Source organism: Streptomyces sp. NPDC002884 (assembly GCF_040295245.1).
Classification (GTDB): domain Bacteria; phylum Actinomycetota; class Actinomycetes; order Streptomycetales; family Streptomycetaceae; genus Streptomyces.
Genome location: NZ_JBEOVB010000001.1, coordinates 15996 through 37410 on the forward strand (window position 1 = coordinate 15996; position 21415 = coordinate 37410).

General features: G+C 71.9%; 20 protein-coding genes. 9 read left to right on the top strand and 11 right to left on the bottom strand.

Annotation, left to right across the window (positions count from 1 at the left end):
- Positions 1–102: 102 nt before the first annotated feature.
- Positions 103–804, bottom strand: coding sequence for an SIMPL domain-containing protein (locus ABT070_RS00075; protein ID WP_351752375.1), 702 nt, complete (start codon positions 802–804; stop codon positions 103–105).
- Positions 805–953: 149 nt separating this feature from the next.
- Between ABT070_RS00075 and ABT070_RS00080 the strand changes: the two genes are divergently transcribed.
- Positions 954–2765, top strand: coding sequence for a bifunctional metallophosphatase/5'-nucleotidase (locus tag ABT070_RS00080; protein WP_351752376.1), 1812 nt, complete (start codon positions 954–956; stop codon positions 2763–2765).
- 36 nt (positions 2766–2801) lie between these two features.
- Here the strand turns inward: ABT070_RS00080 and ABT070_RS00085 are convergent, their stop codons facing one another.
- From ABT070_RS00085 to ABT070_RS00100, 4 genes are all read right to left on the bottom strand, one after another.
- Positions 2802–4271: a lysine N(6)-hydroxylase/L-ornithine N(5)-oxygenase family protein gene (locus ABT070_RS00085; protein ID WP_351752379.1), complete on the bottom strand. Its 1470-nt coding sequence runs from the start codon at positions 4269–4271 to the stop codon at positions 2802–2804.
- The gene (locus ABT070_RS00090; RefSeq protein WP_351752381.1) at positions 4268–5626 is read right to left on the bottom strand and encodes a pyridoxal phosphate-dependent decarboxylase family protein; all 1359 of its coding nucleotides are present in this window, start codon (positions 5624–5626) and stop codon (positions 4268–4270) included. Before ABT070_RS00090 ends, ABT070_RS00085 begins: the two co-directional genes overlap by 4 nt.
- A 536-nt stretch (positions 5627–6162) precedes the next feature.
- Positions 6163–8643 (bottom strand): aminopeptidase N, encoded by a 2481-nt coding sequence (pepN, locus tag ABT070_RS00095; RefSeq protein ID WP_351752384.1) that lies wholly within the window; start codon positions 8641–8643, stop codon positions 6163–6165.
- A gap of 168 nt (positions 8644–8811) precedes the next feature.
- The gene (locus ABT070_RS00100; RefSeq protein ID WP_351752386.1) at positions 8812–9165 is read right to left on the bottom strand and encodes a chorismate mutase; all 354 of its coding nucleotides are present in this window, start codon (positions 9163–9165) and stop codon (positions 8812–8814) included.
- A gap of 92 nt (positions 9166–9257) precedes the next feature.
- On the opposite strand from ABT070_RS00100, the gene ABT070_RS00105 reads away from it, so the two are divergent.
- Entirely contained in the window at positions 9258–10151 is an 894-nt protein-coding gene (locus ABT070_RS00105) for a hypothetical protein (RefSeq protein WP_351752389.1), read from the top strand.
- Between the two features lie 37 nt (positions 10152–10188).
- Here ABT070_RS00105 and ABT070_RS00110 read toward each other — a convergent pair whose 3' ends face one another.
- Both ABT070_RS00110 and ABT070_RS00115 read right to left on the bottom strand, forming a co-directional pair.
- Entirely contained in the window at positions 10189–11103 is a 915-nt protein-coding gene (locus tag ABT070_RS00110) for an SDR family oxidoreductase (RefSeq protein ID WP_351752392.1), read from the bottom strand.
- Positions 11100–11846 (bottom strand): SDR family oxidoreductase, encoded by a 747-nt coding sequence (locus tag ABT070_RS00115; protein ID WP_351752395.1) that lies wholly within the window; start codon positions 11844–11846, stop codon positions 11100–11102. The genes ABT070_RS00110 and ABT070_RS00115 overlap by 4 nt, the downstream gene beginning before the upstream one ends.
- A 54-nt stretch (positions 11847–11900) precedes the next feature.
- Here ABT070_RS00115 and ABT070_RS00120 point away from each other — a divergent pair, with 54 nt between their 5' ends.
- From ABT070_RS00120 to ABT070_RS00135, 4 genes are read left to right on the top strand one after another with little or no spacing between them, the layout of a single operon-like run.
- Complete coding sequence (locus ABT070_RS00120) at positions 11901–12683, top strand: enoyl-CoA hydratase family protein (protein ID WP_351752397.1); 783 nt, start codon at positions 11901–11903, stop codon at positions 12681–12683.
- A complete protein-coding gene (locus tag ABT070_RS00125; protein WP_351752400.1) occupies positions 12676–13512 on the top strand; it encodes a CoA transferase subunit A in 837 nt (278 codons plus the stop codon). The genes ABT070_RS00120 and ABT070_RS00125 overlap by 8 nt, the downstream gene beginning before the upstream one ends.
- Positions 13509–14228: a CoA-transferase subunit beta gene (locus ABT070_RS00130; RefSeq protein ID WP_351752403.1), complete on the top strand. Its 720-nt coding sequence runs from the start codon at positions 13509–13511 to the stop codon at positions 14226–14228. The genes ABT070_RS00125 and ABT070_RS00130 overlap by 4 nt, the downstream gene beginning before the upstream one ends.
- Positions 14228–15286: an NAD(P)H-dependent flavin oxidoreductase gene (locus ABT070_RS00135; RefSeq protein WP_351752406.1), complete on the top strand. Its 1059-nt coding sequence runs from the start codon at positions 14228–14230 to the stop codon at positions 15284–15286. The genes ABT070_RS00130 and ABT070_RS00135 overlap by 1 nt, the downstream gene beginning before the upstream one ends.
- 53 nt (positions 15287–15339) lie before the next feature.
- Here ABT070_RS00135 and ABT070_RS00140 read toward each other — a convergent pair whose 3' ends face one another.
- Genes ABT070_RS00140 through ABT070_RS00150 form a run of 3 tightly spaced genes read right to left on the bottom strand, consistent with a single transcriptional unit; the run spans position 15340 to position 17947 of the window.
- Positions 15340–16497 (bottom strand): acetyl-CoA C-acetyltransferase, encoded by a 1158-nt coding sequence (locus ABT070_RS00140; protein ID WP_351752408.1) that lies wholly within the window; start codon positions 16495–16497, stop codon positions 15340–15342.
- Between the two features lie 23 nt (positions 16498–16520).
- Positions 16521–17132 carry a TetR/AcrR family transcriptional regulator gene (locus ABT070_RS00145; protein WP_351752410.1) on the bottom strand — a complete coding sequence of 204 codons (612 nt, stop codon included), beginning with the start codon at positions 17130–17132 and terminating at the stop codon, positions 16521–16523.
- A gap of 26 nt (positions 17133–17158) precedes the next feature.
- Entirely contained in the window at positions 17159–17947 is a 789-nt protein-coding gene (locus tag ABT070_RS00150) for an SDR family oxidoreductase (RefSeq protein ID WP_351752413.1), read from the bottom strand.
- Between the two features lie 149 nt (positions 17948–18096).
- Between ABT070_RS00150 and ABT070_RS00155 the strand changes: the two genes are divergently transcribed.
- Both ABT070_RS00155 and ABT070_RS00160 read left to right on the top strand, forming a co-directional pair.
- Positions 18097–19248, top strand: a complete 1152-nt coding sequence (locus ABT070_RS00155; RefSeq protein ID WP_351752416.1) for an acyl-CoA dehydrogenase family protein — start codon at positions 18097–18099, stop codon at positions 19246–19248.
- 26 nt (positions 19249–19274) lie between these two features.
- A complete protein-coding gene (locus tag ABT070_RS00160; RefSeq protein WP_351754369.1) occupies positions 19275–20225 on the top strand; it encodes an acyl-CoA dehydrogenase family protein in 951 nt (316 codons plus the stop codon).
- A gap of 18 nt (positions 20226–20243) precedes the next feature.
- On the opposite strand, the gene ABT070_RS00165 is transcribed toward ABT070_RS00160, so the two are convergent.
- On the bottom strand, positions 20244–20735 hold the full coding sequence (locus ABT070_RS00165) for an FBP domain-containing protein (RefSeq protein ID WP_351752418.1): 492 nt from the start codon (positions 20733–20735) through the stop codon (positions 20244–20246).
- Positions 20736–20835: 100 nt separating this feature from the next.
- Here ABT070_RS00165 and ABT070_RS00170 point away from each other — a divergent pair, with 100 nt between their 5' ends.
- Positions 20836–21408 carry a TetR/AcrR family transcriptional regulator gene (locus ABT070_RS00170; RefSeq protein ID WP_351752421.1) on the top strand — a complete coding sequence of 191 codons (573 nt, stop codon included), beginning with the start codon at positions 20836–20838 and terminating at the stop codon, positions 21406–21408.
- Positions 21409–21415 lie beyond the last annotated feature (7 nt).

The following is a 21415-nucleotide window of genomic DNA, read 5'->3' on the forward strand; positions in this document are numbered from 1 at the left end:
TCAAGCAATAAATTGTGCGGGCTGCCGCTCTGATGAGCACATTTCCGTTTTCCGGATTCCGTGGCCGCCTCAGGATTCTTCGGTTTCCCCGAATGGGTGTATTCACAGGCTCGGCGGATTCATCGTGAACTGTGCGCTGACCTCGGCCCGGACCTGCATCCGCTGTGGTTCGAGGTCGAGGGGTTCGGGTGTCGCGGTCTCGGTGTCGGCGGCGGCCATGGAGAAGCGGACGGCGCGGCGGTCGAAGGCGGCGCGGGGGTGTCCGCCCGCTGTGCCGGTGTCGGCGAGTTCGAGGAGGGCGGCGACGGTGGTGCCGAGGGCTTCCGCGTATTCGTTGGCGCGTTGTACGGCTTCGTGTACGGCTTGGCGGCGGGCTCGGCGGTGGACGGGTGAGGTGGGGCGGAGTTCCCACCAGGGGCCGTCGATCCTGGTGAGGTCGAGGTCGGCGAGGCGGGTGGTGAGTTCGCCGAGGGCGGTGAAGTCGGTTAGTTCGGCGGTGAGGTGGATGGTGCCGTGGTAGGTGCGGACGCGTTCGCCGCGGCCGCGGTGGGTGAGTTCGGGGGTGAGGGACACGGCGCCGGTGGAGAGGTTCTCGACCGCGTCGCCGTAGGACTTGATCAGGTCGAGGGCGGTGGTGTTGCGGCGGGTGAGGTCGTCGAGGGTGGTGCGGCGGTCGCGGCCGCGGGCGGTGATGGTGATGCCGATGCGGGCGATCTCGGGGTCGACTTCGAGTTCGGCTTCGCCGCGGACCGTGAGGAGGGGGGCGTCGGGTGTGCCGTACGGGGGATTCCGTGGGGAGGTCATACGTCCTACCTTGTCATGGCTTTCCCTGGTCCCTGGCGGGAGTTGACCGTGCTGGTCACCAGATCGAAACCTCCTGGACCTGTTGCCGTCGGTCGTGCCCGGGTCAGAATCTACGCGCGTCGTTGGCCTTTCCCCGAGGAGCATGAGACATGCCGTTGAATCGCCGGAAGTTCCTGAAGAAGTCCGCTGTGACCGGGGCGGGGGTGGCGATCGCGGGTGCTGCAGCGGCTCCGGCGCGGGCCGCCGAGGCGAAGAAGCCGGGGAAGCCGGTCAAGCAGCCGAAGCGGTACGCGCTGACCGTGCTGGGGACGACCGACCTGCATGGTCACGTTTTCAACTGGGACTACTTCAAGGACGCGGAGTACAAGGACGCGGCCGGCAACGCGCAGGGGCTGGCGCGTATCTCGACGCTGGTGAACCAGATCCGCAAGGAGAAGGGGCGCGAGAACACGCTGCTGCTGGACGCGGGTGACACGATCCAGGGCACTCCGCTGACGTACTACTACGCGAAGGTGGACCCGATCACCGCCAAGGGTGGTCCGGTGCATCCGATGGCGCAGGCGATGAACGCGATCGGGTATGACGCGGCGGCGCTGGGCAACCACGAGTTCAACTACGGCATCGAGACGCTGCGGAAGTTCGAGTCGCAGTTGCGGTTCCCGCTGCTCGGGGCGAACGCGGTGGACGCGAAGACGCTGAAGCCGGCGTTCCAGCCCTATGTGATCAAGACGTTCTGTGTGAAGGGTGCGCCGCCGGTGAAGGTGGCCGTCCTCGGGCTGACGAACCCGGGTATCGCGATCTGGGACAAGGCGTATGTGCAGGGCAAGCTGGCGTTCCCGGGGCTCGAGGAGCAGGCGGCGAAGTGGGTGCCGAAGCTGAAGTCGCTGGGTGCGGACGTGGTGATCGTGTCGGCGCACTCGGGTTCGTCGGGTACGTCGTCGTACGGTGACCAGTTGCCGTATGTGGAGAACTCGGCGGCGTTGGTGGCGCAGCAGGTGCCGGACATCGACGCGGTTCTGGTGGGTCACGCGCATGTGGAGATCCCGGAGCTGAAGGTCGTGAACGCGAAGACCGGGAAGACGGTCGTGTTGTCGGAGCCGCTGGCGTATGCGGAGCGGTTGTCGGTGTTCGACGTGGAGCTGGTGTTCGAGAAGGGGCGGTGGACGGTCGAGTCCGTTGCTTCGAAGGTGCTGAACTCCAACACGGTCGCGGACGATCCGAAGATCACGAAGTTGCTGGGTGACGAGCACGCGAAGGTCGTGGCGTACGTCAATCAGGTGGTGGGTTCGGCGACGGAGACGTTGACGACGGTGGAGGCGCGGTACAAGGACGCTCCGATCATCGACCTGATCACGAAGGTGCAGGAGGATGTCGTCAAGGCGGCGCTGGCCGGTACGTCGTATGCCTCGTTGCCGGTGATCGCGCAGGCGTCGCCGTTCTCGCGTACGTCGGAGATCCCGGCCGGCGAGGTGACCATCCGGGATCTGTCGAGCCTGTATGTGTACGACAACACGCTGGTGGCGAAGTTGCTGACGGGTGCGCAGGTGCGGGCGTATCTGGAGTACTCGGCGCAGTACTTCGTGCAGACGGCGGCGGGTGCGGTGGTCGACACGGAGAAGCTGACGAACGCGGCGGGGCGTCCGGACTACAACTACGACTACGTGTCGGGTCTGGTGTACGAGATCGACATCGCGCAGGCGGCGGGTTCGCGGATCAAGAACCTGACGTTCGGCGGGGTGGCGTTGGACGATGCGCAGCAGTTCGTGCTGGCGGTGAACAACTACCGGGCCAATGGTGGTGGCGCGTTCCCGCATGTGGCGTCGGCGCAGGAGCTGTGGGCGGAGTCGACGGAGATCCGTACGCGGATTTCGGAGTGGGTGACGGCGAAGGGTGTGCTGGATCCGAAGGACTTCGCGTCGGTGGACTGGAAGCTGACGCGTGAGGGTACGCCGGTGTTCTAGGGGTTCTTGAGCTGTGTCGCTCCGCGGGGCGGTGTTTCATGCGGTGGTCCGGTCGGCCACTGGGTGAGCACCGCCTTTCGCGTTCGGGCGTCGGTCGACGAGGGGGGTGAGGGTGGGGGCTTGTCGGGCTTGGGGGACTCGGGGTTGGTGTTGTTCGAGTCCGAAGGTGGTGAAGGCGGTGCGGGTGGGGAGGGGGTGGGTCTCTTTGCCGGTGAGGGTGTTGAGGATGGTGGCGCTGCGCCAGGCGGCGAGGCCGAGGTCGGGGGCGCCCACGCCGTGGGTGTGGCGTTCGGCGTTCTGGACGTAGACGTTGCAGCCGGTGGCGGTGACGGAGGGGTCGAGGACGAGGCGGAAGTGTTCGTCGACGCGGGGGCGTTCGCTGTTGTCGCGGCGGATGTAGGGGTCGAGGCCGGCGAGGATGCGGTCGAGGGAGCGTTCGCGGTGGCCGGTGGCGAGGACGACGGCGTCGGTGGTGAGGCGGGTGCGGGTGTTCTGCTGGATGTGTTCGAGGTGGAGTTCGATCTTGGTGGTGGCGATGCGTCCCGCGGTGCGGACGCGGACGCCGGGGGTGAGGACGGTGTCGGGCCAGCCGCCGCCCAGGGTGCGGTCGTAGAGCTCGTCGTGGATGGCGGCAAGGGTGGTGGCGTCGATGCCTTTGTGGAGTTGCCATTGGGCGGTGGTGAGGCGGTCGCGGGTGTTTTCGGGGAGGGCGTGGAAGTAGCGGGTGTAGTCGGGGGTGAAGTGTTCGAGGCCGAGTTTGGAGTACTCCATGGGGGCGAAGGCGGCGGTGCGGCCGATCCAGTGGAGTTGTTCGTGGCCGGCGGGGCGGTGGCGGAGGAGGTCGAGGAAGACTTCGGCGCCGGACTGGCCTGATCCGACGACGGTGATGTGGCCGGCGGCGAGGAGGGTGTCGCGGTGGGTGAGGTAGTCGCAGGCGTGGACGACGGGTACGCCGGGGGCGTCGACGAGGGGGCGCAGGGCGTCGGGGATGTGGGGTTCGGTGCCGATGCCGAGGACGACGTTGCGGGTGTGGGTGCGGCCGAGGGCTTCGGCTTCGCCGGCGGTGTCGAGTCGGGTGTGGTCGACCTCGAAGACGTCGCGTTCGGGGTTCCAGCGGACGGCGTCGACCTGGTGGCGGAAGTGGAGTCCGGGGAGTTGGTCGGCGACCCAGCGGCAGTAGGTGTCGTATTCGGCGCGGGGGGTGTGGAGGCGCTCGGCGAAGTAGAAGGGGTAGAGGCGTTGGTGGGTTTTGAGGTAGTTGAGGAAGGTCCAGGGGCTGGTGGGGTCGGCGAGGGTGACGAGGTCGGCGAGGAAGGGGACCTGGACGCGGGCGCCGTCGATGAGGAGGCCGGGGTGCCAGTCGAAGCGGGGGCGTTGTTCGTAGAAGACGGCATCGAGTTCGGCGAGGGGGTGGGCGAGGGCGGCGAGGGAGAGGTTGCAGGGGCCGATGCCGATGCCGACGAGGTCGCGGGGGGTGTCGGTGCCGGGTTGTGGGGGTGTGTTCATCGGGGGGTGTGTCCTTCCACCAGGTCGAGGAGGGCGGCCAGGTCGTGGGGGCGGGTGTGGGGGTTGAGGAGGGTGGCTTTGAGCCAGAGCCGGCCGTCGAGGCGGGCGCGGCCGAGGACGGCGCGGCCTTGGGTGAGGAGGTGGCGGCGGGTGGCGGCGACGGTGGTGTCGGTGGCTTCTGCGAGGCGGAAGAGGACAGTGCTGATGGTGGGTGGGGCGTGGAGTTCGAAGCGGGGGTGGGCGGTGACGAGGGCGGCGAACCGGTGTGCGTGGGCGCAGACCTGGTCGACGAGGGTGCCGAGGCCGGTGCGGCCGAGGGTTTTGAGGGTGACGGCGATCTTGAGGGCGTCGGGGCGTCGGGTGGTGCGCAGGGAGCGGCCGAGGAGGTCGGGGAGGCCGGCTTCGGTGTCGTCGTCGGCGTTGAGGTAGTCGGCGTGGTGGTGGAGGGCGGTGAGGTCGTGTGCGTCGCGGGCGGCGAGGAGTCCGGCGGCTACGGGTTGCCAGCCGAGTTTGTGCAGGTCGAGGGTGACGGTGTCGGCGGTGTCGAGGCCGGTGAGTGCGGGGCGGTGTCGGTCGCTGAAGAGGAGGCCGCCTCCGTAGGCGGCGTCGATGTGGAGGCGGGCGCCGTGGGTGGTGGTGAGGGCGGCGATGGCGGGGAGGGGGTCGATGAGTCCGGCGTCGGTGGTGCCGGCGCTGGCGGCGACGAGGAGGGGGCCGGGGCGGGTGGTGAGGGTGTGGGCGAGGGCGGTGGGGTCGAGGGTGCCGGTGGGGGTGGGGATGATCACGGGTTCGGGGAGGCCGAGGAGCCAGGCGGCGCGGGGCAGGGAGTGGTGGGCGTTGGCGCCGCAGACGAGTCGGAGGGTGGGGCCGTGGGTCTCGCGGGCGAGGAGGAGGGCGAGGTGGTTGGCTTCGGTGCCGCCGGTGGTGACGATGGCGTCGGCCATGCCTGCTTGGGCGGCGAGGGTCCGTGTGAGGAGTGCCTCCAGTTCGGAGGCGGCCGGTGCCTGGTCCCAGGAGTCGAGGGAGGGGTTGAGGGCGGAGACGGCGAGGTCGGCGGCGGTGGCGACGGCGAGGGGTGGGCAGTGCAGGTGGGCGGCGCAGAGGGGGTCGGCGGGGTCGGCGGCGCCTTCGGCGAGGGCGTGGACGAGGGTGGTGAGGGCGTGGGGGTCGCCGTGTTCGGGGAGCAGGTCTCCTACGGCGTGTCGTAGTCGGGCGGCGACGGTGTGGGGTCCGCCTGCGGGCAGTGGTCCGCCGCGGGCCCGGGTGCCGGTGGTGAGGGCGTCGAGGACGGTCGCGAGCAGCGGCCGGAGGGCGTCGGGGCCTTCGGGTCCTGAGGCGAGGGGCGGGATGCTCACGGGGCTCCTCCGGGGTGCGGGGCGGGTGGCCGCGGCGGGGAGTGTCAGCTTGTCGGGGATTGCGGGGTCGCGTCCGGAACATCCGGTGAGGGAACCCTTACGGGGGACGTGTGTCGTCGGCCGTGTCTTCAGCCCCGGTGCGGGAGATGGCACCGGGGCTGGCGTGAGCGCCGCTGGGGGCTGCCACCGGCGTGGCCGTGTCTTCAGCCCCGGTGCGGGAGATGGCACCGGGGCTGGTGCGAGCGCTGCTGGGGGCTGCCGCCCCCAGGCCCCCGCTTCGGCCCTGAACGGGCCTCGTCCTCAATCGCCGGACGGGCTGGATGGTGCGGGCCGGCGCTGGGAGGTGCGGGCCCGGCCTTGGATGGTGCGGGCCCGGCCCTGGATGGCGCGGACCGGCCATGGATGGTGCAGGTCCGGCCATGGATGGTGCGGACCGGCCCTGGGAGGTGCGGGCCCAGTCCTGGAAGGTGTCGGACCGGCCCTTGGAGGTGCGGGCCGGTGCCTCCGTGGGGCGGGGGGCGTGTCTGCCTGGGGCGTTAGGCCTTCCTTACTCGCAGCGCGCGTGACAGGTCGTCGAGTTGGTCGGTGAGTTTGCGGCGCAGGGCCGGGATGGGGCCGGCGTCGGCGAGGCATGCTTCGCCGAGGCGCAGGGTGTCGGGGTCGACGGCGTGGGCGGGGAAGGCCCAGCGGCCGGCGGCTTCGGCGATGGCGGGGCCCCGGCGGGCGGCGAGGGTGACGGCGTCCTGGTAGAAGCGTGGGACGTAGTCGGCGACGAGGTCGCTCTGTTCGGGCTGCCAGAAGCCCTGGGCGGTGGCGGTGAAGAGGTAGTTGGAGAGGGTGTCGTCGTCGAACATGGCGGCCCAGGCGGTGCGTTTGGCGTCCGCGTCGGGGAGGGCGGCGCGGCAGCGGGCGGCGCCTTCCCGGCCGGTGGCGGAGGGGTCGCGGTCGAGTTCGGCGGCGATGGCGCTCTCGTCGGTGGCGCCGAGGACGGCGAGCCGGGCGAGGACGCGCCAGCGCAGGTCGGGGTCGAGTTCGGGGCCGCCGGGGACGGTGCCGTCGGCGAGCCAGGCGGCGATGGTGTCGGGGTGGGCTGCGACGGCGATGAAGTGGCGTACGGCGATGAGGCGCAGGCCGGGGTGGTCGCCGTCCTCGGTGCGGCGGATGAGGTCGCGGCAGAGGGCGGAGAGGGTGGCGACGGCGGCGGGGCGCTGTTCGGGGGTGACGTAGCGGTCGGCGACCTGTCCGGAGGCGAAGGCGAGGACGCCCTGGACGAGGGCGAGGTCGGTCTCCTTGGGGAGGTGGGCGCGGGCCGCTTCGAGGTAGGCGGTGGGGGCGAGGTCTCCGTCGCGGACGGCGTCGCGCAGGGCGTTCCAGACGACGGCGCGGGTGAGCGGGTCGGGCAGGCCGGACAGGCGGGTGCGGACGGTTTCGGAGGAGGCGGGGTCGAAGCGGACCTTGGTGTAGGTGAGGTCGCCGTCGTTGAGGAGGACCAGGGCGGGGCGTTTGCCGATGGGCTGGGGTGCGCTCTGCGGGATGTCGACCTCGAGGCGTTCGCGCAGGGTGAGGCTGCCTTCGTCGCCGAGGTCGAGGTCGTAGAGGCCGGCGGCGACGCGGTGCGGGCGGCTGCCGTGGTGGGTGACGGTGAGGGTGTGGTCGCCGTTGCTGCCGTCGATGGTGGGGGTGAGGGTGTCGACGCCGGTGGTGCGCAGCCAGGCGTCGGCCCAGGCGTGGACGTCACGGTCGGTGTGGGCGGCGAGGGAGTCGATGAAGTCGGCGAGGTTGGCGTTGGCGAAGCGGTGGCGGGCGAAGTGGGTGTTGATGCCGGCGAGGAAGTCCTTCTCGCCGAGCCAGGTGACGAGTTGCCGTAGGGCCGAGGCGCCCTTGGCGTAGGAGATGCCGTCGAAGTTGAGGAGGGCGGAGGCGGTGTCGTCGACGTTCTCGGGGGCGACGGGGTGGGTGGAGGGGCGCTGGTCGGCGTCGTAGCCCCAGGCTTTGCGGACGACGCCGAAGTCGGTCCAGGTGTCGGTGAAGCGGGTGGCTTCGGTGAGGGTCTGGTAGCCCATGTATTCGGCGAAGGACTCGTTGAGCCAGATGTCGTCCCACCACTGGAGGGTGACGAGGTCGCCGAACCACATGTGGGCCATCTCGTGGGCGATGACCATGGCGCGGGTCTGGCGTTCGGTGTCGGTGACGGCGGAGCGGTAGACGAATTCGTCGCGGAAGGTGACGAGGCCGGGGTTCTCCATGGCGCCGGCGTTGAACTCGGGGACGAACGCCTGGTCGTAGGAGTCGAAGGGGTAGGGCTCCTCGAACTTCTCGTGGTAGCGGTCGTAGCACTGCTGGGTGATCTCGAGGAGTTCGTCGGCGTCGGCGTCGAGGTGGGGGGCGAGGGAGCGGCGGCAGTGGAGGCCGAAGGGGAGTCCGCGGTGTTCGGTGGTGACGGAGTGCCAGGGGCCGGCGGCGACGGCGACGAGGTAGGTGGAGATGAGGGGGGTGGGGGTGGCCTGCCAGCGGCCTTCGCCGAGGTGTTCGGTGATGCCGTTGGAGAGGACGGTCCAGGTTTCGGGGGCCTTGACGGACAGCTCGAAGACGGACTTGAGGTCGGGCTGGTCGAAGGCGGCGAAGACGCGCTGGACGTCTTCCATGAACAGCTGGGTGTAGAGGTAGGTCTCGCCGTCGGTGGGGTCGGTGAAGCGGTGCATGCCTTCGCCGGTGCGGGAGTAGCTCATGCTCGCCCGGACGCGCAGTTCGTGGTCGCCGGCGGTGAGGTTGTCGAGGGGGAGCCGGTTGTCGTCGAGCGTCCCGGGGTCGAGGGGCTCGCCGTCGAGGGTGACGGAGTGCAGGGCTGCGGGCCTGAGCTCGACGAAGGTGTCCCCGTTGGCGCGCGCGGCGAACCGGATGACGGTGCTGGACTCGAAGGTCTCGTCGCCGGTCGTCAGGTCGAGCTCGATGGTGTAGCGGTGGACGTCGAGGAGCTTGGCACGGCTCTGCGCTTCGTCGCGCGTCAGTACGGACATGGACGACATGCTGCCTGATGCCGCCGACCGGGCACAGGGGCGGATCGGTACGTGCCCTATGTCCCTTCTCGCGCCGGAGCGCCGTTCCGCTCGGGTGGTGCGGCGGGCGTGGCGGGCGGCGCTGACGGAGGGTGTCCGGCCGGTGACGCGGGGCGCCCGCCGCGCGGGTCAGCGGGGTGTGGGGGTGGGGCCGTTGACGGTGTCCTCGGCGATGCGCTCGTGGTGGCGGATCACCTCGGCGATGATGAAGTTGAGGAATTTCTCGGCGAACGCGGGGTCGAGTTTGGCGTTCTCGGCGAGGGTGCGCAGCCGGGCGATCTGGCGGGCCTCGCGGGCCTGGTCGGCGGGCGGCAGCTGGTGGCGGGCCTTGAGGTGGCCGACCTGCTGGGTGGCCTTGAAGCGTTCGGCGAGCATGTGGACGACGGCGGCGTCGATGTTGTCGATGCTGTCGCGCAGCCGGTCGAGCTCCTCGCGGACGGCGGGGTCGACGCCCGCGGGTCCGGGGGTGTTGCTGGTGGTCATGGGCGTTCACCCTAGTGCGTCCGCGGGTCCTGCCTCGGGGGTGGCCTGCCCTTACAGTGGAGTGGGGTTCTCGGCCTCTTGGGGGTGCGGGCGTGGCGAACGGCGGGCCGGTCGAGCACGGGTATCCGCATCTGGAGACGGTGCGGGGGGCTGTGACGGCGTTGTACAGGCGGTTGTCGTACGACACCATCCATCAGTTCGCGTCGAGTGTGGTCCCGGCGGACGTGGCGTTCTGCGACTCGGACGATCTGCATCTGGGGGTGCAGCGGGTGGCGCGTGAGCTGGTGCGGCACTTCCGGTTGCCTCAGGCGCGGATGATCGTGGCGTTCCGTGCGATGGAGCATGCGGCGAACGTCGAGCTCACGGCGGGTCCGGAGTACTTCGTGGAGTTGAACGACCGGTTCCGTACGCATCGGCGGGACATCGGTGCGGCGTTGGCGCACGAGATCATGCATGTCTATCTGCATCGGGTGGGCCTGTCGTTCCCGGGCACGCGGGACAACGAGATCCTGACGGACACGGCGACGACGTATCTGGGGGCGGGCTGGCTGCTGCTGGACGCGTACCGGGAGGATGCCGCGTCCTCGCAGAAGCTGGGGTATCTGACTCCGGAGGAGTTCGGGTATGTGCTGGCGAAGCGGTCGCTGGTGTTCGGTGAGGATCCGTCGGTGTGGTTCACGAGCGCGCAGGCGTACACGGCGTACGGGCGGGGTCTCGAGCGGGCCCGGCACGACGAGCGGCAGCCTCCGCTGACGGCGGCGGGGTGGGCGGGGCGGCGGCGTTACGCGCGTGATCGCCGGCAGGCCCGGGACCGTCCGTCGGCGGGGGCCGTGGACAGCCCGTACAGCTTCGCTCCGGACGCGCCGGGGGCGTTGCGGGTGACGTTCGCGTGCCCGACCTGTCACCAGCGGATCAGGGTGCCGGTGCGGGGTCGGGTGCGGGCGCGGTGCGCGTTGTGCCGGACGGTGCTGGAGTGCGACACGTAGGCGGGTTGCGGGGGCTTGCGTCCGTGCGTGGGGGTCTTCAGGGGGCGTGCGTCCCGTAGACGGTGCCCGGCGGCGTCGCGTGTGTGAGGAGTTTCTGTACGGCTTCTCCGGCTTCGGCGGCGGTCCACCGGGTGCCTTTGTCGGTGGTGGGTCCGGGGCGCCAGCCCTCCATGACGGTGATCCGGCCGCCGTCCGCCTCGAAGACGCGTCCGGTGACGCCCTGGCTCGCGGTGGAGCCGAGCCAGACGACCAGCGGGGAGACGTTCTCGGGGGCCATCGTGTCGAAGCCGTTCTCGGGGGCGGCCATGGTCGCGGCGAAGGTGTGCTCGGTCATGCGGGTGCGGGCGGCGGGTGCGATCGCGTTGACCTGGACGCCGTAGCGGGCGAGTTCGGCGGCGGCGACGAGGGTGAGGGCGATGATCCCGGCTTTGGCGGCGCTGTAGTTGCCCTGTCCGACGGAGCCGAGCAGTCCCGCGCCGCTGCTGGTGTTGATGATGCGGGCGGCGGGCGGGCGGCCGGCCTTGGTTTCGGCGCGCCAGTGTGCGGCGGCGTGCTTGAGGGTGAGGAAGTGGCCTTTGAGGTGGACGCGCAGGACGGTGTCCCAGTCGTCGTCGGCCAGGTTGACGAGCATGCGGTCGCGCAGGAAGCCGGCGTTGTTGACGAGGGTGTCGAGGCGGCCGTATGTGTCCAGGGCGGTGTCGACGAGGGTTGCGGCGCCTTCGGGGGTGGCGATGTCCGCGGCGTGTGCGACCGCTTCGCCGCCGGCCGCGCGGATCTCTTCCACGACCTGTGCGGCGGGGCTGTGGGGGCCGGGTGCGCCGTCGAGTCCGACGCCGAGGTCGTTGACGACGACGCGGGCGCCCTCGGCGGCGAACGCGAGGGCGTGGGCGCGTCCGAGGCCGCGTCCCGCGCCGGTGACGACGACGACGCGTCGGTGGCAGATTCCGCTCATCTGGCGTCTCCTTTGTTGGCGGTTGCGGCGTCGAGGAAGGCGGGCCGTTCGCCGCCTCCGTGCAGGAGCAGGCTCGCTCCGCTGATGTAGCGGGCCGCGTCGGAGGCGAGGAAGACGGCCGCGGCGCCCACGTCGGCGGGGAGGGCGAGCCGGCCGAGCGGGACGGTGCGGGCGACGGCTTCGACGCCGTCCTCGCCGCCGTAGTGGAGGTGGGTCAGTTCGGTGCGGACCATGCCGACGACGAGGGTGTTCACGCGTACCTCCGGGGCCCATTCGACGGCCATGGAGCGGGCGAGGTTCTCCAGGCCGGCCTTGGCCGCGCCGTAGGCGGCCGAGCCGGGCGAGGGGCGGCTGCCGCTGACGCTGCCGATCATGACGATCGAGCCGTTGGCGTGCTTGAGGTGGTCGTACGCGGCGAGGGACACGGTCAGGGGGGCGAGGAGGTTGAGTTCGATCACGCGCGCGTGCCGTTGGGCGTCGGCGTGCGTGAGGGGGCGGTAGGGGGCGCCGCCCGCGTTGTTGACGAGGATGTCGAGCCGGGGCAGGTCGGTGAAGAAGCGGCGTACGGCGTCGGTGTCCCGTACGTCGAGCGGTGCGAACTCGGTTGCTTCGAGGGGTTGTTCCGGTGGCCGGCGGGCGCAGACCACGACTCGGGCGCCCGCGCGGGCGAGGGAGCGCGCGATGCCGGCGCCCACTCCGCGGGTCCCGCCGGTGACGACGGCGACCTTCCCGTCCAGCTCCATTCGCTGCTACCTTCCACCTAACAAACGTTTGGTGGAAAGGTAGCTGATGCTTCCATGGGTGTCTCCACCTCGTCCCCGGAAAAGGGACCGGAAAAGCGGCCGGAGAAGGGAGTCGCGCTCGTCACGGTCGACTTCCCGCCGGTGAACGCGCTGCCGGTGAGCGGCTGGTTCGCCCTGGCCGACGCAGTGCGCGCGGCCGGCCGCGATCCCGGCACCCGGTGTGTGGTGCTGGCCGCCGAGGGGCGCGGGTTCAACGCGGGCGTGGACATCAAGGAGATCCGGGCGCAGGGGGCGAGCGCGCTCGTCGGCGCCAACCGCGGCTGCTACGAGGCCTTCGCCGCGGTGTACGAGTGCGAGGTCCCGGTGGTGGCGGCGGTGCAGGGCTTCTGTCTGGGCGGCGGCGTCGGCCTGGTGGGGAACGCGGACGTGATCGTGGCGAGCGAGGACGCCGTGTTCGGGCTGCCCGAGCTGGACCGGGGCGCCCTGGGCGCGGCCACGCATCTGGCCCGGCTGGTCCCCCAGCACCTCCTGCGCGCCCTGTACTACACCTCGCGCACGGTCACGGCGGCCGAACTGCACGGGCACGGCTCGGTGTGGCGGGTGGTGCCGCCGGGTGAACTGCGCGCGGCGGCGCTGGAGCTGGCCGGGGAGATCGCCGCGAAGGACGGTGAGCTGCTGCGCCTGGCCAAGGCGGCCATCAACGGCATCGATCCGGTCGACGTGCGCCGCAGTTACCGCTTCGAGCAGGGCTTCACCTACGAGGCGAATGTCTCCGGGGTGGCCGACCGGGTCCGGAACACCTTCGGCGAGGAGAGAGACGGAGGCAGGCGTGGGTGACAAGACGATGACCGCCGAGGAGGCGGTCGCCCGGCTGCGCAGCGGAATGACCCTCGGCATCGGCGGCTGGGGCTCCCGCCGCAAGCCGATGGCGCTGGTCAGGGCGCTGCTCCGGTCGGAGGTGACCGACCTGACCGTCGTGTCGTACGGCGGCCCGGACGTGGGCATGCTGGCGGCGGCGGGCCGGATCCGGAAGCTGGTCGCCGCGTTCGTCACCCTCGACTCGATCCCGCTGGAGCCGCACTACCGCGCGGCCCGCGAGCGCGGGGCCTTCGAACTGACGGAGGTCGACGAGGCGATGTTCATGTGGGGTCTGACCGCGGCCGCGAACCGGCTGCCCTTCCTGCCCGTGCGGGCGGGCCTCGGTTCGGACGTGATGCGGGTCAACCCCGGTCTGCGGACGGTGACTTCGCCGTACGAGGACCAGGAGACGTTCGTGGCCATGCCGGCCCTGCGGCTGGACGCGGCCCTGGTGCACGTCAACCGGGCCGACCGGCTGGGCAACGGGCAGTACCTGGGCCCGGATCCGTACTTCGACGACCTTTTCTGCGAGGCGGCGGACGCGGCGTACGTCAGCTGCGAACGGGTCGTCGACACCGCCGAGCTGACGAAGGAGGCGGCGCCGCAGTCGCTGCTGATCAAGCGGCACACGGTGACGGGGGTGATCGAGGCCCCGAACGGGGCGCACTTCACGTCCTGCGCTCCCGACTACGGCCGGGACGAGGCGTTGCAGAAGCGGTACGCGACGACGCCCTGGCCCGAGTTCGCGGCGCGGTTCCTCGCCGGGGACGAGCGGGCGTACCGGGCGGCCGTCGGGGAGGAGTCATGAGCGGGGTGACGCGCGCCGAGTACTGCGTGATCGCCTGTGCGGAGGCGTGGCGCGGCGCGGGCGAGATCCTGGCCGGCCCCATGGGCCTGATCCCCTCCGTCGGCGCCCGCCTCGCCCGGCACACGTTCGCGCCGGACCTGCTGCTGACCGACGGCGAGGCGCTGCTGGTCGGTCTCGACGGCACCGTCGAGGGCTGGCTGCCGTACCGGCAGCACCTGGCGCTGGTCACCGGGGGGCGGCGGCACGTGATGATGGGCGCGAGCCAGATCGACCGGTACGGCAACCAGAACATCGCGTGCATCGGCGACTGGGCGAAGCCCACGCGGCAGTTGCTCGGGGTGCGGGGCGCGCCGGTCAACACCCTGAACAACCCGACGAGTTACTGGGTTCCGAGGCACTCCCGGCGGGTCTTCGTCGAGCGGGTCGACATGGTGTGCGGGGTCGGGTACGACCGTGCGGCCGGCGCGCGGTACCACCGCGTTCCGCGGGTCGTGTCCGACCTCGGTGTCTTCGACTTCGCCACGCCCGACCGGTCGATGCGGCTCGCCTCGCTGCATCCCGGGGTGAGTGTCGGGCAGGTCCGGGAGGCGACGGGGTTCGGCCTCGTGGTCCCGGACGAGGTGCCGTGCACCCGTGAACCGACGGCGGACGAACTACGCCTGATCCGTGAGGTGATCGACCCGGGGAACACCCGGGCCCGGGAGGTCTCCGTCTGATGGAAACGGCGCTCACCCGGCTGGTCGGGGTCCGTCATCCGATCGTGCAGACCGGGATGGGATGGGTGGCGGGCCCGCGTCTGGTGTCGGCGGCGGCGGACGCGGGGGCGCTGGGCATCCTGGCGTCCGCGACCATGACCGTCGACCGGTTGCGGGCGGCGGTGCGCGAGGTGCGGTCGCGGACGCCGGAGCCGTTCGGCGTCAATCTGCGGGCCGACGCGGCGGACGCCGGCGACCGGGTGCGGATCATCCTCGACGAGGGCGTGCGGGTCGCGTCCTTCGCGCTCGCGCCCTCCCCGGAGCTGATCGCCGAGCTCAAGGAGGGGGGTGTCGTCGTCATCCCGTCCATCGGGGCCCGCCGGCATGCCGAGAAGGTCGCCGCGTGGGGTGCCGACGCGGTGATCGTGCAGGGCGGGGAGGGCGGCGGACACACCGGCGACGTGGCGACGACGGTACTGCTGCCGCAGGTGGTGGACGCCGTGGACATCCCGGTCGTGGCGGCGGGCGGCTTCTTCGACGGGCGGGGCCTGGTGGCGGCGCTGGCGTACGGGGCGGCCGGGGTCGCGATGGGCACCCGGTTCCTGCTCACCTCGGACTCGCCGGTCCCGGACGCGGTGAAGGCGCGGTACCTGGCGGCGACGGTCCGGGACGTGACCGTCACCCGGGCGGTGGACGGCCTCCCGCACCGCATGCTGCGCACGGCGCTGGTCGACGCCCTGGAGGACGCGGGCCGGGCCGGGGCCCTGGTGCGGGCGGTGCGTCACGCGGCCGCGTTCCGGAAGCTGTCCGGGCTCACCTGGCGGGAGATGGTCCACGACGGCCTGGCGCTGCGCCACGGCAAGGACCTCGCCTGGAGTCAGGTGCTGCTCGCCGCGAACACGCCGATGATGCTCAGGTCCGCGATGGTGGAGGGGCGTACGGACGCGGGGGTGATGGCCTCCGGGCAGGTCGCCGGGGTGATCGACGACCTGCCGTCGTGCGCGGAGCTGGTGGCGAGGGTCATGAGGGAGGCGGACGAGGCGTTCGGCTCCCTGGAACGGCTCAGGGCCTCGCGCTGATCGTCGTGCGTGCGGTCGTCACGGGCTCGCGCCGACCGTCACCCGCACGGCCGTCACAGCCGCTCGATGATCGTCACGTTGGCCTGGCCGCCGCCCTCGCACATCGTCTGCAGGCCGAACCGGCCGCCGGTGCGTTCCAGTTCGTGCAGCAGGGTGGTCATCAGCTTGGCGCCGGTCGCGCCGAGCGGGTGGCCGAGGGCGATCGCGCCGCCGTTGACGTTGACCCGCTCCGGGTCCGCGCCGGTCTCCTTCAGCCAGGCCAGGACGACGGGCGCGAACGCCTCGTTGATCTCGACGAGGTCGATGTCGTGGATCGACAGGCCGGTCTTCTTCAGGGCGTGCGCGGTGGCCGGGATCGGGGCCGTCAGCATGCGGATCGGGTCCTCGCCGCGCACGGAGAGGTGGTGCACGCGCGCGCGGGGCGTCAGGCCGTGCTCACGCACCGCCCGTTCGGAGGCGAGCAGCAGGGCCGCCGCGCCGTCGGAGACCTGCGAGGAGCAGGCGGCGGTGACGGTCCCGCCGTCGATGACGGGCTTCAGCGCGGCCATCTTCTCCAGGGAGGTGTCCCGGCGCGGCCCCTCGTCGGCGGTGACCTCCCCGTGGGCGACGGTCTCGCGGGCGAAGCGGCCCTCGTCGATCGCGCGCGCCGCCCGCTGGTGCGAACGCAGGGCGAACTCCTCCTGGTCGCGGCGGCTGATGCCCCACTTCGCGGCGATCGTCTCGGCGCCGGCGAACTGGTTCACCGGCCGGTCCCCGTACCGCGCGCGCCAGCCCTCGCTGCCCGCGAAGGGGCCCTGGGTGAAGCCGAGGGGCACGGCGGCCTGCCGGGTGGCGTAGGCGATCGGGATCTGCGACATGTTCTGCACGCCGCCCGCGACCACCAGGTCCTGGGTTCCGGACAGCACGCCCTGCGCGGCGAAGTGCACGGCCTGCTGCGAGGAACCGCACTGCCGGTCCACGGTCACGCCCGGCACCTCCTCGGGCAGTCCGGCGGCCAGCCAGCAGGTCCGCGCGATGTCCCCGGCCTGTGGTCCGACCGTGTCCAGGCAGCCGAAGACGACGTCCTCGACGGCGGCCGGGTCGATCCCGGTCCGCGCGACGAGTTCCTTGAGCACATGCGCGCCCAGGTCGGCCGGATGGACCGTGCTCAGTCCTCCTCCGCGCCGTCCGACGGGCGTACGGACCGCTTCGACGATGTAGGCCTCGGCCATGGCAACTCCCTCACAGGAACGGGCTATGCACGTACGGCGATCCCGTCCAGCACCATCGACAGGTACTGCCGGGCGATCTCCTCCGGGCTGTGCTGTCCGCCGGGCCGGTACCAGGACGCGGCGACCCACACGGTGTCGCGGACGAACCGGTAGGCGAGGCGGATGTCCAGGTCGGTGCGGAAGACCCGGTCCGTGACGCCGCGCTCCAGCGTGGACAGCCACGCCTTCTCGAACCGGCGCTGCGACTCGGCGAGGAACGCGAACCGTTCCTGCGTCACGAGCTGCTTGCTCTCCTTCTGGTAGATCGCGACGGCGGCGCGGTGCCGGTCGATCTCCCGGAAGGACTCGGTGACGAGGGCGGCGAGCGTCTCGCGGGGGCCGAGCTCGGCGCCCAGGACGGTGTCGTAGCCGTCCCAGAGCTCGTCGAGGAAGGTCCGCAGGATCTCCTCCAGCATCGACTCCTTGGAGTCGAAGTGGTAGTAGAGGCTGCCCGCGAGCATGCCCGCGTGGTCGGCGATCTTCCGGACGGTGGTGGCGTTGTAGCCCTGTTCGGCGAAGACCTCGGCGGCGGTGTCGAGGAGTTCGCGGCGACGCGCGGGCGCCGCGGTCACCTGGGGCTTCTTCTTGGTCGGCACGGACACATTGTGGTCTGCTCCGGCCGTCAGGCGTGCTGGCCGCTGACGGAGACGACCTCGCCCGTCATGTACGAGGAGTAGCCCGACGCCAGGAACACGATCACGTTGGCCACCTCCCAGGGTTCGGCGTACCGCCCGAAGGCCTCCCGGGCGGTGAGTTCCTCCAGCAGTTCGGCCGAGGTCACCTTGACCAGGTGCGGGTGCATGGCGAGGCTCGGCGAGACGGCGTTGACCCGTACGCCGAAGCGGGCCGCCTCGATCGCCGCGCAGCGGGTCAGCGCCATCACGCCCGCCTTCGCGGCGGCGTAGTGCGCCTGTCCGGCCTGGGCGCGCCAGCCGACGACGGAGGCGTTGTTGACGACGACTCCCCCGCCGCTCTCGCGCATGAGCCGCAGGGCGGCCCGGGTGCACCGGAAGGTGCCGCCCAGGGTGACGTCCAGGACGCGTGACCACTGTTCGTCGGTCATGTCGACGAGTTCCGAGGTCCCGCCGAGGCCCGCGTTGTTGACGACGACGTCCAGTCGCCCGTGTTCGCGCACCGCCGTGTCGAACAGGGTCCGCACCTGGCTCTCGTCGGTGACGTCGCAGGGCAGGGCGGCGACCGACGCCTCGCCGAACTCCTCGGCCAGTTCGGCCCGGCAGGCCTTGAGGCGCCGTTCGTGGGCGTCGCTGATCAGGACGCGCGCGCCCTCCTCCAGGAAGCGGCGCGCGGTCGCTCCGCCGATGCCCGCGCCGGCCGCCGCGGTGATCACGGCGGTGCGGCCGTCGAGCAGCGCGTGCCCGGGAACGTACGGCGGACCCTCGACGTTCGTCATGACGGCACGCTAACCTACCAAACACTTGTTAGGGAAGAACGGGCGCGCAGGACCCGCGCAGGACGCCTGCGGACTCGTTCACGCAGGACGCACGCGCAACACCCGCACCGAGGACGCACCCGAAGGCCGCGCACCCGAGGAGGGCACCCGTGGACCTCGCACACTCCCCCGCCGACGAGGCGTTCCGCGCCGAGGCCCGGGCCTGGCTGCGCGCCCGGGTGCCGTCCGGGCCACTGCCTTCGCTGGAGACCGCCGAGGGCTTCGCCGCGCACCGCGCGTGGGAGGCCGAACTGGCGTCGGGCGGCTGGTCGGCGGTGAACTGGCCGACGCGGTACGGCGGGCGGGACTGCGGGCTGATGCGCTGGCTGGTCTTCGAGGAGGAGTACTACGCGGCGGGCGCCCCGGGCCGCGTCAACCAGAACGGGGTGAGCCTCCTCGCCCCCACCCTGCTCGACCACGGCACCGAGGAACAGCGGGCCCGGGTGCTGCCCGCGATGGCCACCGGCGAGGTCGTCTGGGCGCAGGCCTGGTCGGAGCCCGAGGCCGGCTCGGACCTGGCGGCGCTGCGCGCCAGGGCGGTCCGGGTGGACGGCGGCTGGCGGCTGAGCGGCAGCAAGACCTGGTCCTCGCGCGCGGCCTTCGCCGACCGCGCCTTCGGCCTGTTCCGCACCGACCCCGACACCGAGAAACCCCATCAGGGGCTCACCTACCTCATGTTCGACCTGCGGGCCCCCGGGGTCACCGTCCGCCCCATCGGCCGCCTGGACGGGAAGCCGGCGTTCGCCGAGCTGTTCCTGGACGAGGTGTTCGTGCCGGACGCGGACGTGATCGGGGAGCCGGGCCGGGGCTGGCGGATCGCGATGTCGACGGCGGCCAACGAACGCGGGCTCACCCTGCGCTCCCCCGGCCGCTTCCTCGCCTCGGCGGACCGCCTGCACGCCCTCTGGGTGGACCGGGGCAGCCCGGAGGCCGCCGCGGCCCGCGTCGCCGACGCGCTGATCGGCGCCCGCGCGTACCAGCTGTTCACGTACGCGGCCGCCGCCCGCTTCCTCGCCGGGGAGCTGCTCGGCCCGGAGTCGAGCCTGAACAAGGTCTTCTGGTCGGAGTACGACATCGCGCTGCACGAGACGGCGCTGGATCTCCTCGGCGCCGAGGGAGCGGAAGGGGAGGCGGCCGACACCGACTGGTCGGAGGGGTACGTCTTCTCCCTGGCCGGCCCGATCTACGCGGGGACCAACGAGATCCAGCGCGACATCGTCGCCGAGCGGCTGCTCGGCCTGCCGAGGGGACGCCGTCGATGACTTCGCCCAGGCCGGCTCCGCCGGCGATGAGCTTCCTCCTGGACAGCGAACAGCGGGCGTTCGCCCGGTCGCTGGACGCGATGCTGAGCGCGGCCGACACCCCCGCCGTGATCCGCGACTGGAGCCGGGGCGAGCGGGCGAGCGGCCTCGCGCTGTGGTCGCGGATCGCCGAGGCCGGTGTGTTCGCCCTGGCGGTCCCGCAGGCGTACGAAGGGCTGGGGCCGCGGCCGGTCGACCTGGCCGTCGCCTTCGTGGAGCTGGGGCGGCACGCGGTGCCGGGCCCGCTGGTGGAGACGGTCGCCGCGGCGGCCCTGCTGCGCGATCCGGGCCCCGCGAAGCGGTTCCTCCCCGCCCTGGCCGCGGGCGGGTCGCTGGCCACACTGGCGCCCGGGGGCTCGTACGCCCTGGACGGCGACGCGGCGACGATACGGCTGGCGGCGGCCGCCGACGGTCTCCGGCTGGCTCCCGGGCACGGCCCGGTGCGCCCTTCCCTGGACCCGGCCCGTCGCCTCACCCGCCTGCTGCCGGGCGGCGAACTGCTCACCCCGGACCCGCCCGTGGAGCACGCCCTGCGCTGGGCCCGTCTGGCCACCGCCGCGCAGGCTCTCGGGGTGGGTCTGGCGCTGCTGGAGCGGACCGTGGCGTATGTCGGGCAGCGCGTGCAGTTCGGGGTGCCGGTCGGCTCGTTCCAGGCGGTCAAGCACCGGCTGGCGGACGCGAAGATCGCGCTGGAGTTCGCCCGCCCCCTGGTCCTGGGCGCCGCCGTGACGATGAGCCCGGCGGATGTCGCCGCCGCGAAGGTGAGCGCCTGCGAGGCGGCGTACACGACCGCGCGCACCGCGCTCCAGCTGCACGGCGCGATCGGCTACACGGCGGAGTACGACCTGTCGCTCTGGCTCACCAAGGCCCGTGCCCTGCGTACGGCCTGGGGCACTCCGGGCGACTGCCGGGCGGAGGTCCTGCGCGGCCGCGCGTAGCCTCGGCCGGTCACTGCCTCAGCCGGTCACCTTGGCGACGAACGCGGCGAGGTTCGCCACGGTCCGCCCGATCTTCTCCTCGAGTGTGATCGTCTCGGGCAGCCGGGCCCCGACTCCCGCGTCCCGCTTGCCCCGCACGTACAGCGAGCAGGCGAGGTCGCTGCAGATGTAGGCCCCCACCGAGTTGCCCTGCTGGCCGGCCCTGCCCGCCTTCGGCGCGACCATCAGGGAGACTCCGCCGGAGTGGGTGGTCAGGCACATCGTGCACATGCTGCGTCGCGTCTGCCAGGAGCCGGAGGCGGAGGAGCGCAGCGCGAGGGCCGTCGGCCGGCCGGCCAGTTCGAGGGCGAGGTAGGCCCGGTCGGGGGCCTGGGGGTCCCGCCAGCCGAGGTAGTCCAGGTCCTCCCAGGGCCGGTCGGCCAGGTCGCGCGGGACGGCCAGGCGCTTGGCCTCGCCCTTGGTGCAGTTGACGAACGCGGCACGGATCTCTTGCTCGGTGAGCGGCTTCATATAACGCAGGCTAATTTGCCTAAAGCTTTTAGGCAAACGCATAATAGTCATCGGCTGCGGGGCGGCCGGGAGCCACCGGGAGCGACACGGGAGGACGAGCATGGGGCGTGTGGGGCTGAGCACGGATCGCCTGGTCAGGGCGGGCGCGGAGCTGGCCGACGAGGTCGGCTTCGACCAGGTGACCGTCTCGGCGCTCGCCCGGCGCTTCGACGTCAAGGTCGCGAGCCTGTACTCGCACGTGAGGAACTCCGACGACCTCAGGACCCGGATCGCCCTGCTCGCCCTGGAGGAGCTCGCCGACCGGGGCGACCTCGCGCTGGCCGGGCGGGCCGGCAAGGACGCCCTGACCGCCCTGGCCGACGTCTACCGCGACTACGCCCGCGAACACCCCGGCCGCTACGCCGCGGCCCAGCTGCGACTCGGCCCCGAGGCGGCGGCCGCGAGCGCCGGCCCGCGGCACGCCCGCATGACCCGGGCGATCCTGCGCGGCTACGACCTCGCCGAGCCGGACCAGACCCACGCCGTCCGGCTCCTGGGCAGCGTCTTCCACGGCTACGTCAGCCTGGAGCTCGGCGGCGGGTTCAGCCACAGCGCACCCGACACCCAGGAGACCTGGACCCGGATCCTCGACGCCCTCGACACCCTGCTGCGCAGCTGGCCGCCCGGGAACTGACCGGCCC

Excerpts from the sequence above, each read along its gene's own strand:
- ABT070_RS00115 (WP_351752395.1), bottom strand. The coding sequence starts at position 11,846 with ATGGAGCTGGACGGGAAGGTCGCCGTCGTCACCGGCGGGACCCGCGGA.
- pepN (WP_351752384.1), bottom strand. The coding sequence starts at position 8,643 with ATGTCCGTACTGACGCGCGACGAAGCGCAGAGCCGTGCCAAGCTCCTC.
- ABT070_RS00085 (WP_351752379.1), bottom strand. The coding sequence starts at position 4,271 with ATGAACACACCCCCACAACCCGGCACCGACACCCCCCGCGACCTCGTC.
- ABT070_RS00140 (WP_351752408.1), bottom strand. The coding sequence starts at position 16,497 with ATGGCCGAGGCCTACATCGTCGAAGCGGTCCGTACGCCCGTCGGACGG.
- ABT070_RS00135 (WP_351752406.1), top strand. The coding sequence starts at position 14,228 with ATGGAAACGGCGCTCACCCGGCTGGTCGGGGTCCGTCATCCGATCGTG.
- ABT070_RS00100 (WP_351752386.1), bottom strand. The coding sequence starts at position 9,165 with ATGACCACCAGCAACACCCCCGGACCCGCGGGCGTCGACCCCGCCGTC.
- ABT070_RS00080 (WP_351752376.1), top strand. The coding sequence starts at position 954 with ATGCCGTTGAATCGCCGGAAGTTCCTGAAGAAGTCCGCTGTGACCGGG.
- ABT070_RS00165 (WP_351752418.1), bottom strand. The coding sequence starts at position 20,735 with ATGAAGCCGCTCACCGAGCAAGAGATCCGTGCCGCGTTCGTCAACTGC.
- ABT070_RS00110 (WP_351752392.1), bottom strand. The coding sequence starts at position 11,103 with ATGAGCGGAATCTGCCACCGACGCGTCGTCGTCGTCACCGGCGCGGGA.
- ABT070_RS00170 (WP_351752421.1), top strand. The coding sequence starts at position 20,836 with ATGGGGCGTGTGGGGCTGAGCACGGATCGCCTGGTCAGGGCGGGCGCG.
- ABT070_RS00075 (WP_351752375.1), bottom strand. The coding sequence starts at position 804 with ATGACCTCCCCACGGAATCCCCCGTACGGCACACCCGACGCCCCCCTC.
- ABT070_RS00120 (WP_351752397.1), top strand. The coding sequence starts at position 11,901 with ATGGGTGTCTCCACCTCGTCCCCGGAAAAGGGACCGGAAAAGCGGCCG.
- ABT070_RS00130 (WP_351752403.1), top strand. The coding sequence starts at position 13,509 with ATGAGCGGGGTGACGCGCGCCGAGTACTGCGTGATCGCCTGTGCGGAG.
- ABT070_RS00160 (WP_351754369.1), top strand. The coding sequence starts at position 19,275 with ATGAGCTTCCTCCTGGACAGCGAACAGCGGGCGTTCGCCCGGTCGCTG.
- ABT070_RS00150 (WP_351752413.1), bottom strand. The coding sequence starts at position 17,947 with ATGACGAACGTCGAGGGTCCGCCGTACGTTCCCGGGCACGCGCTGCTC.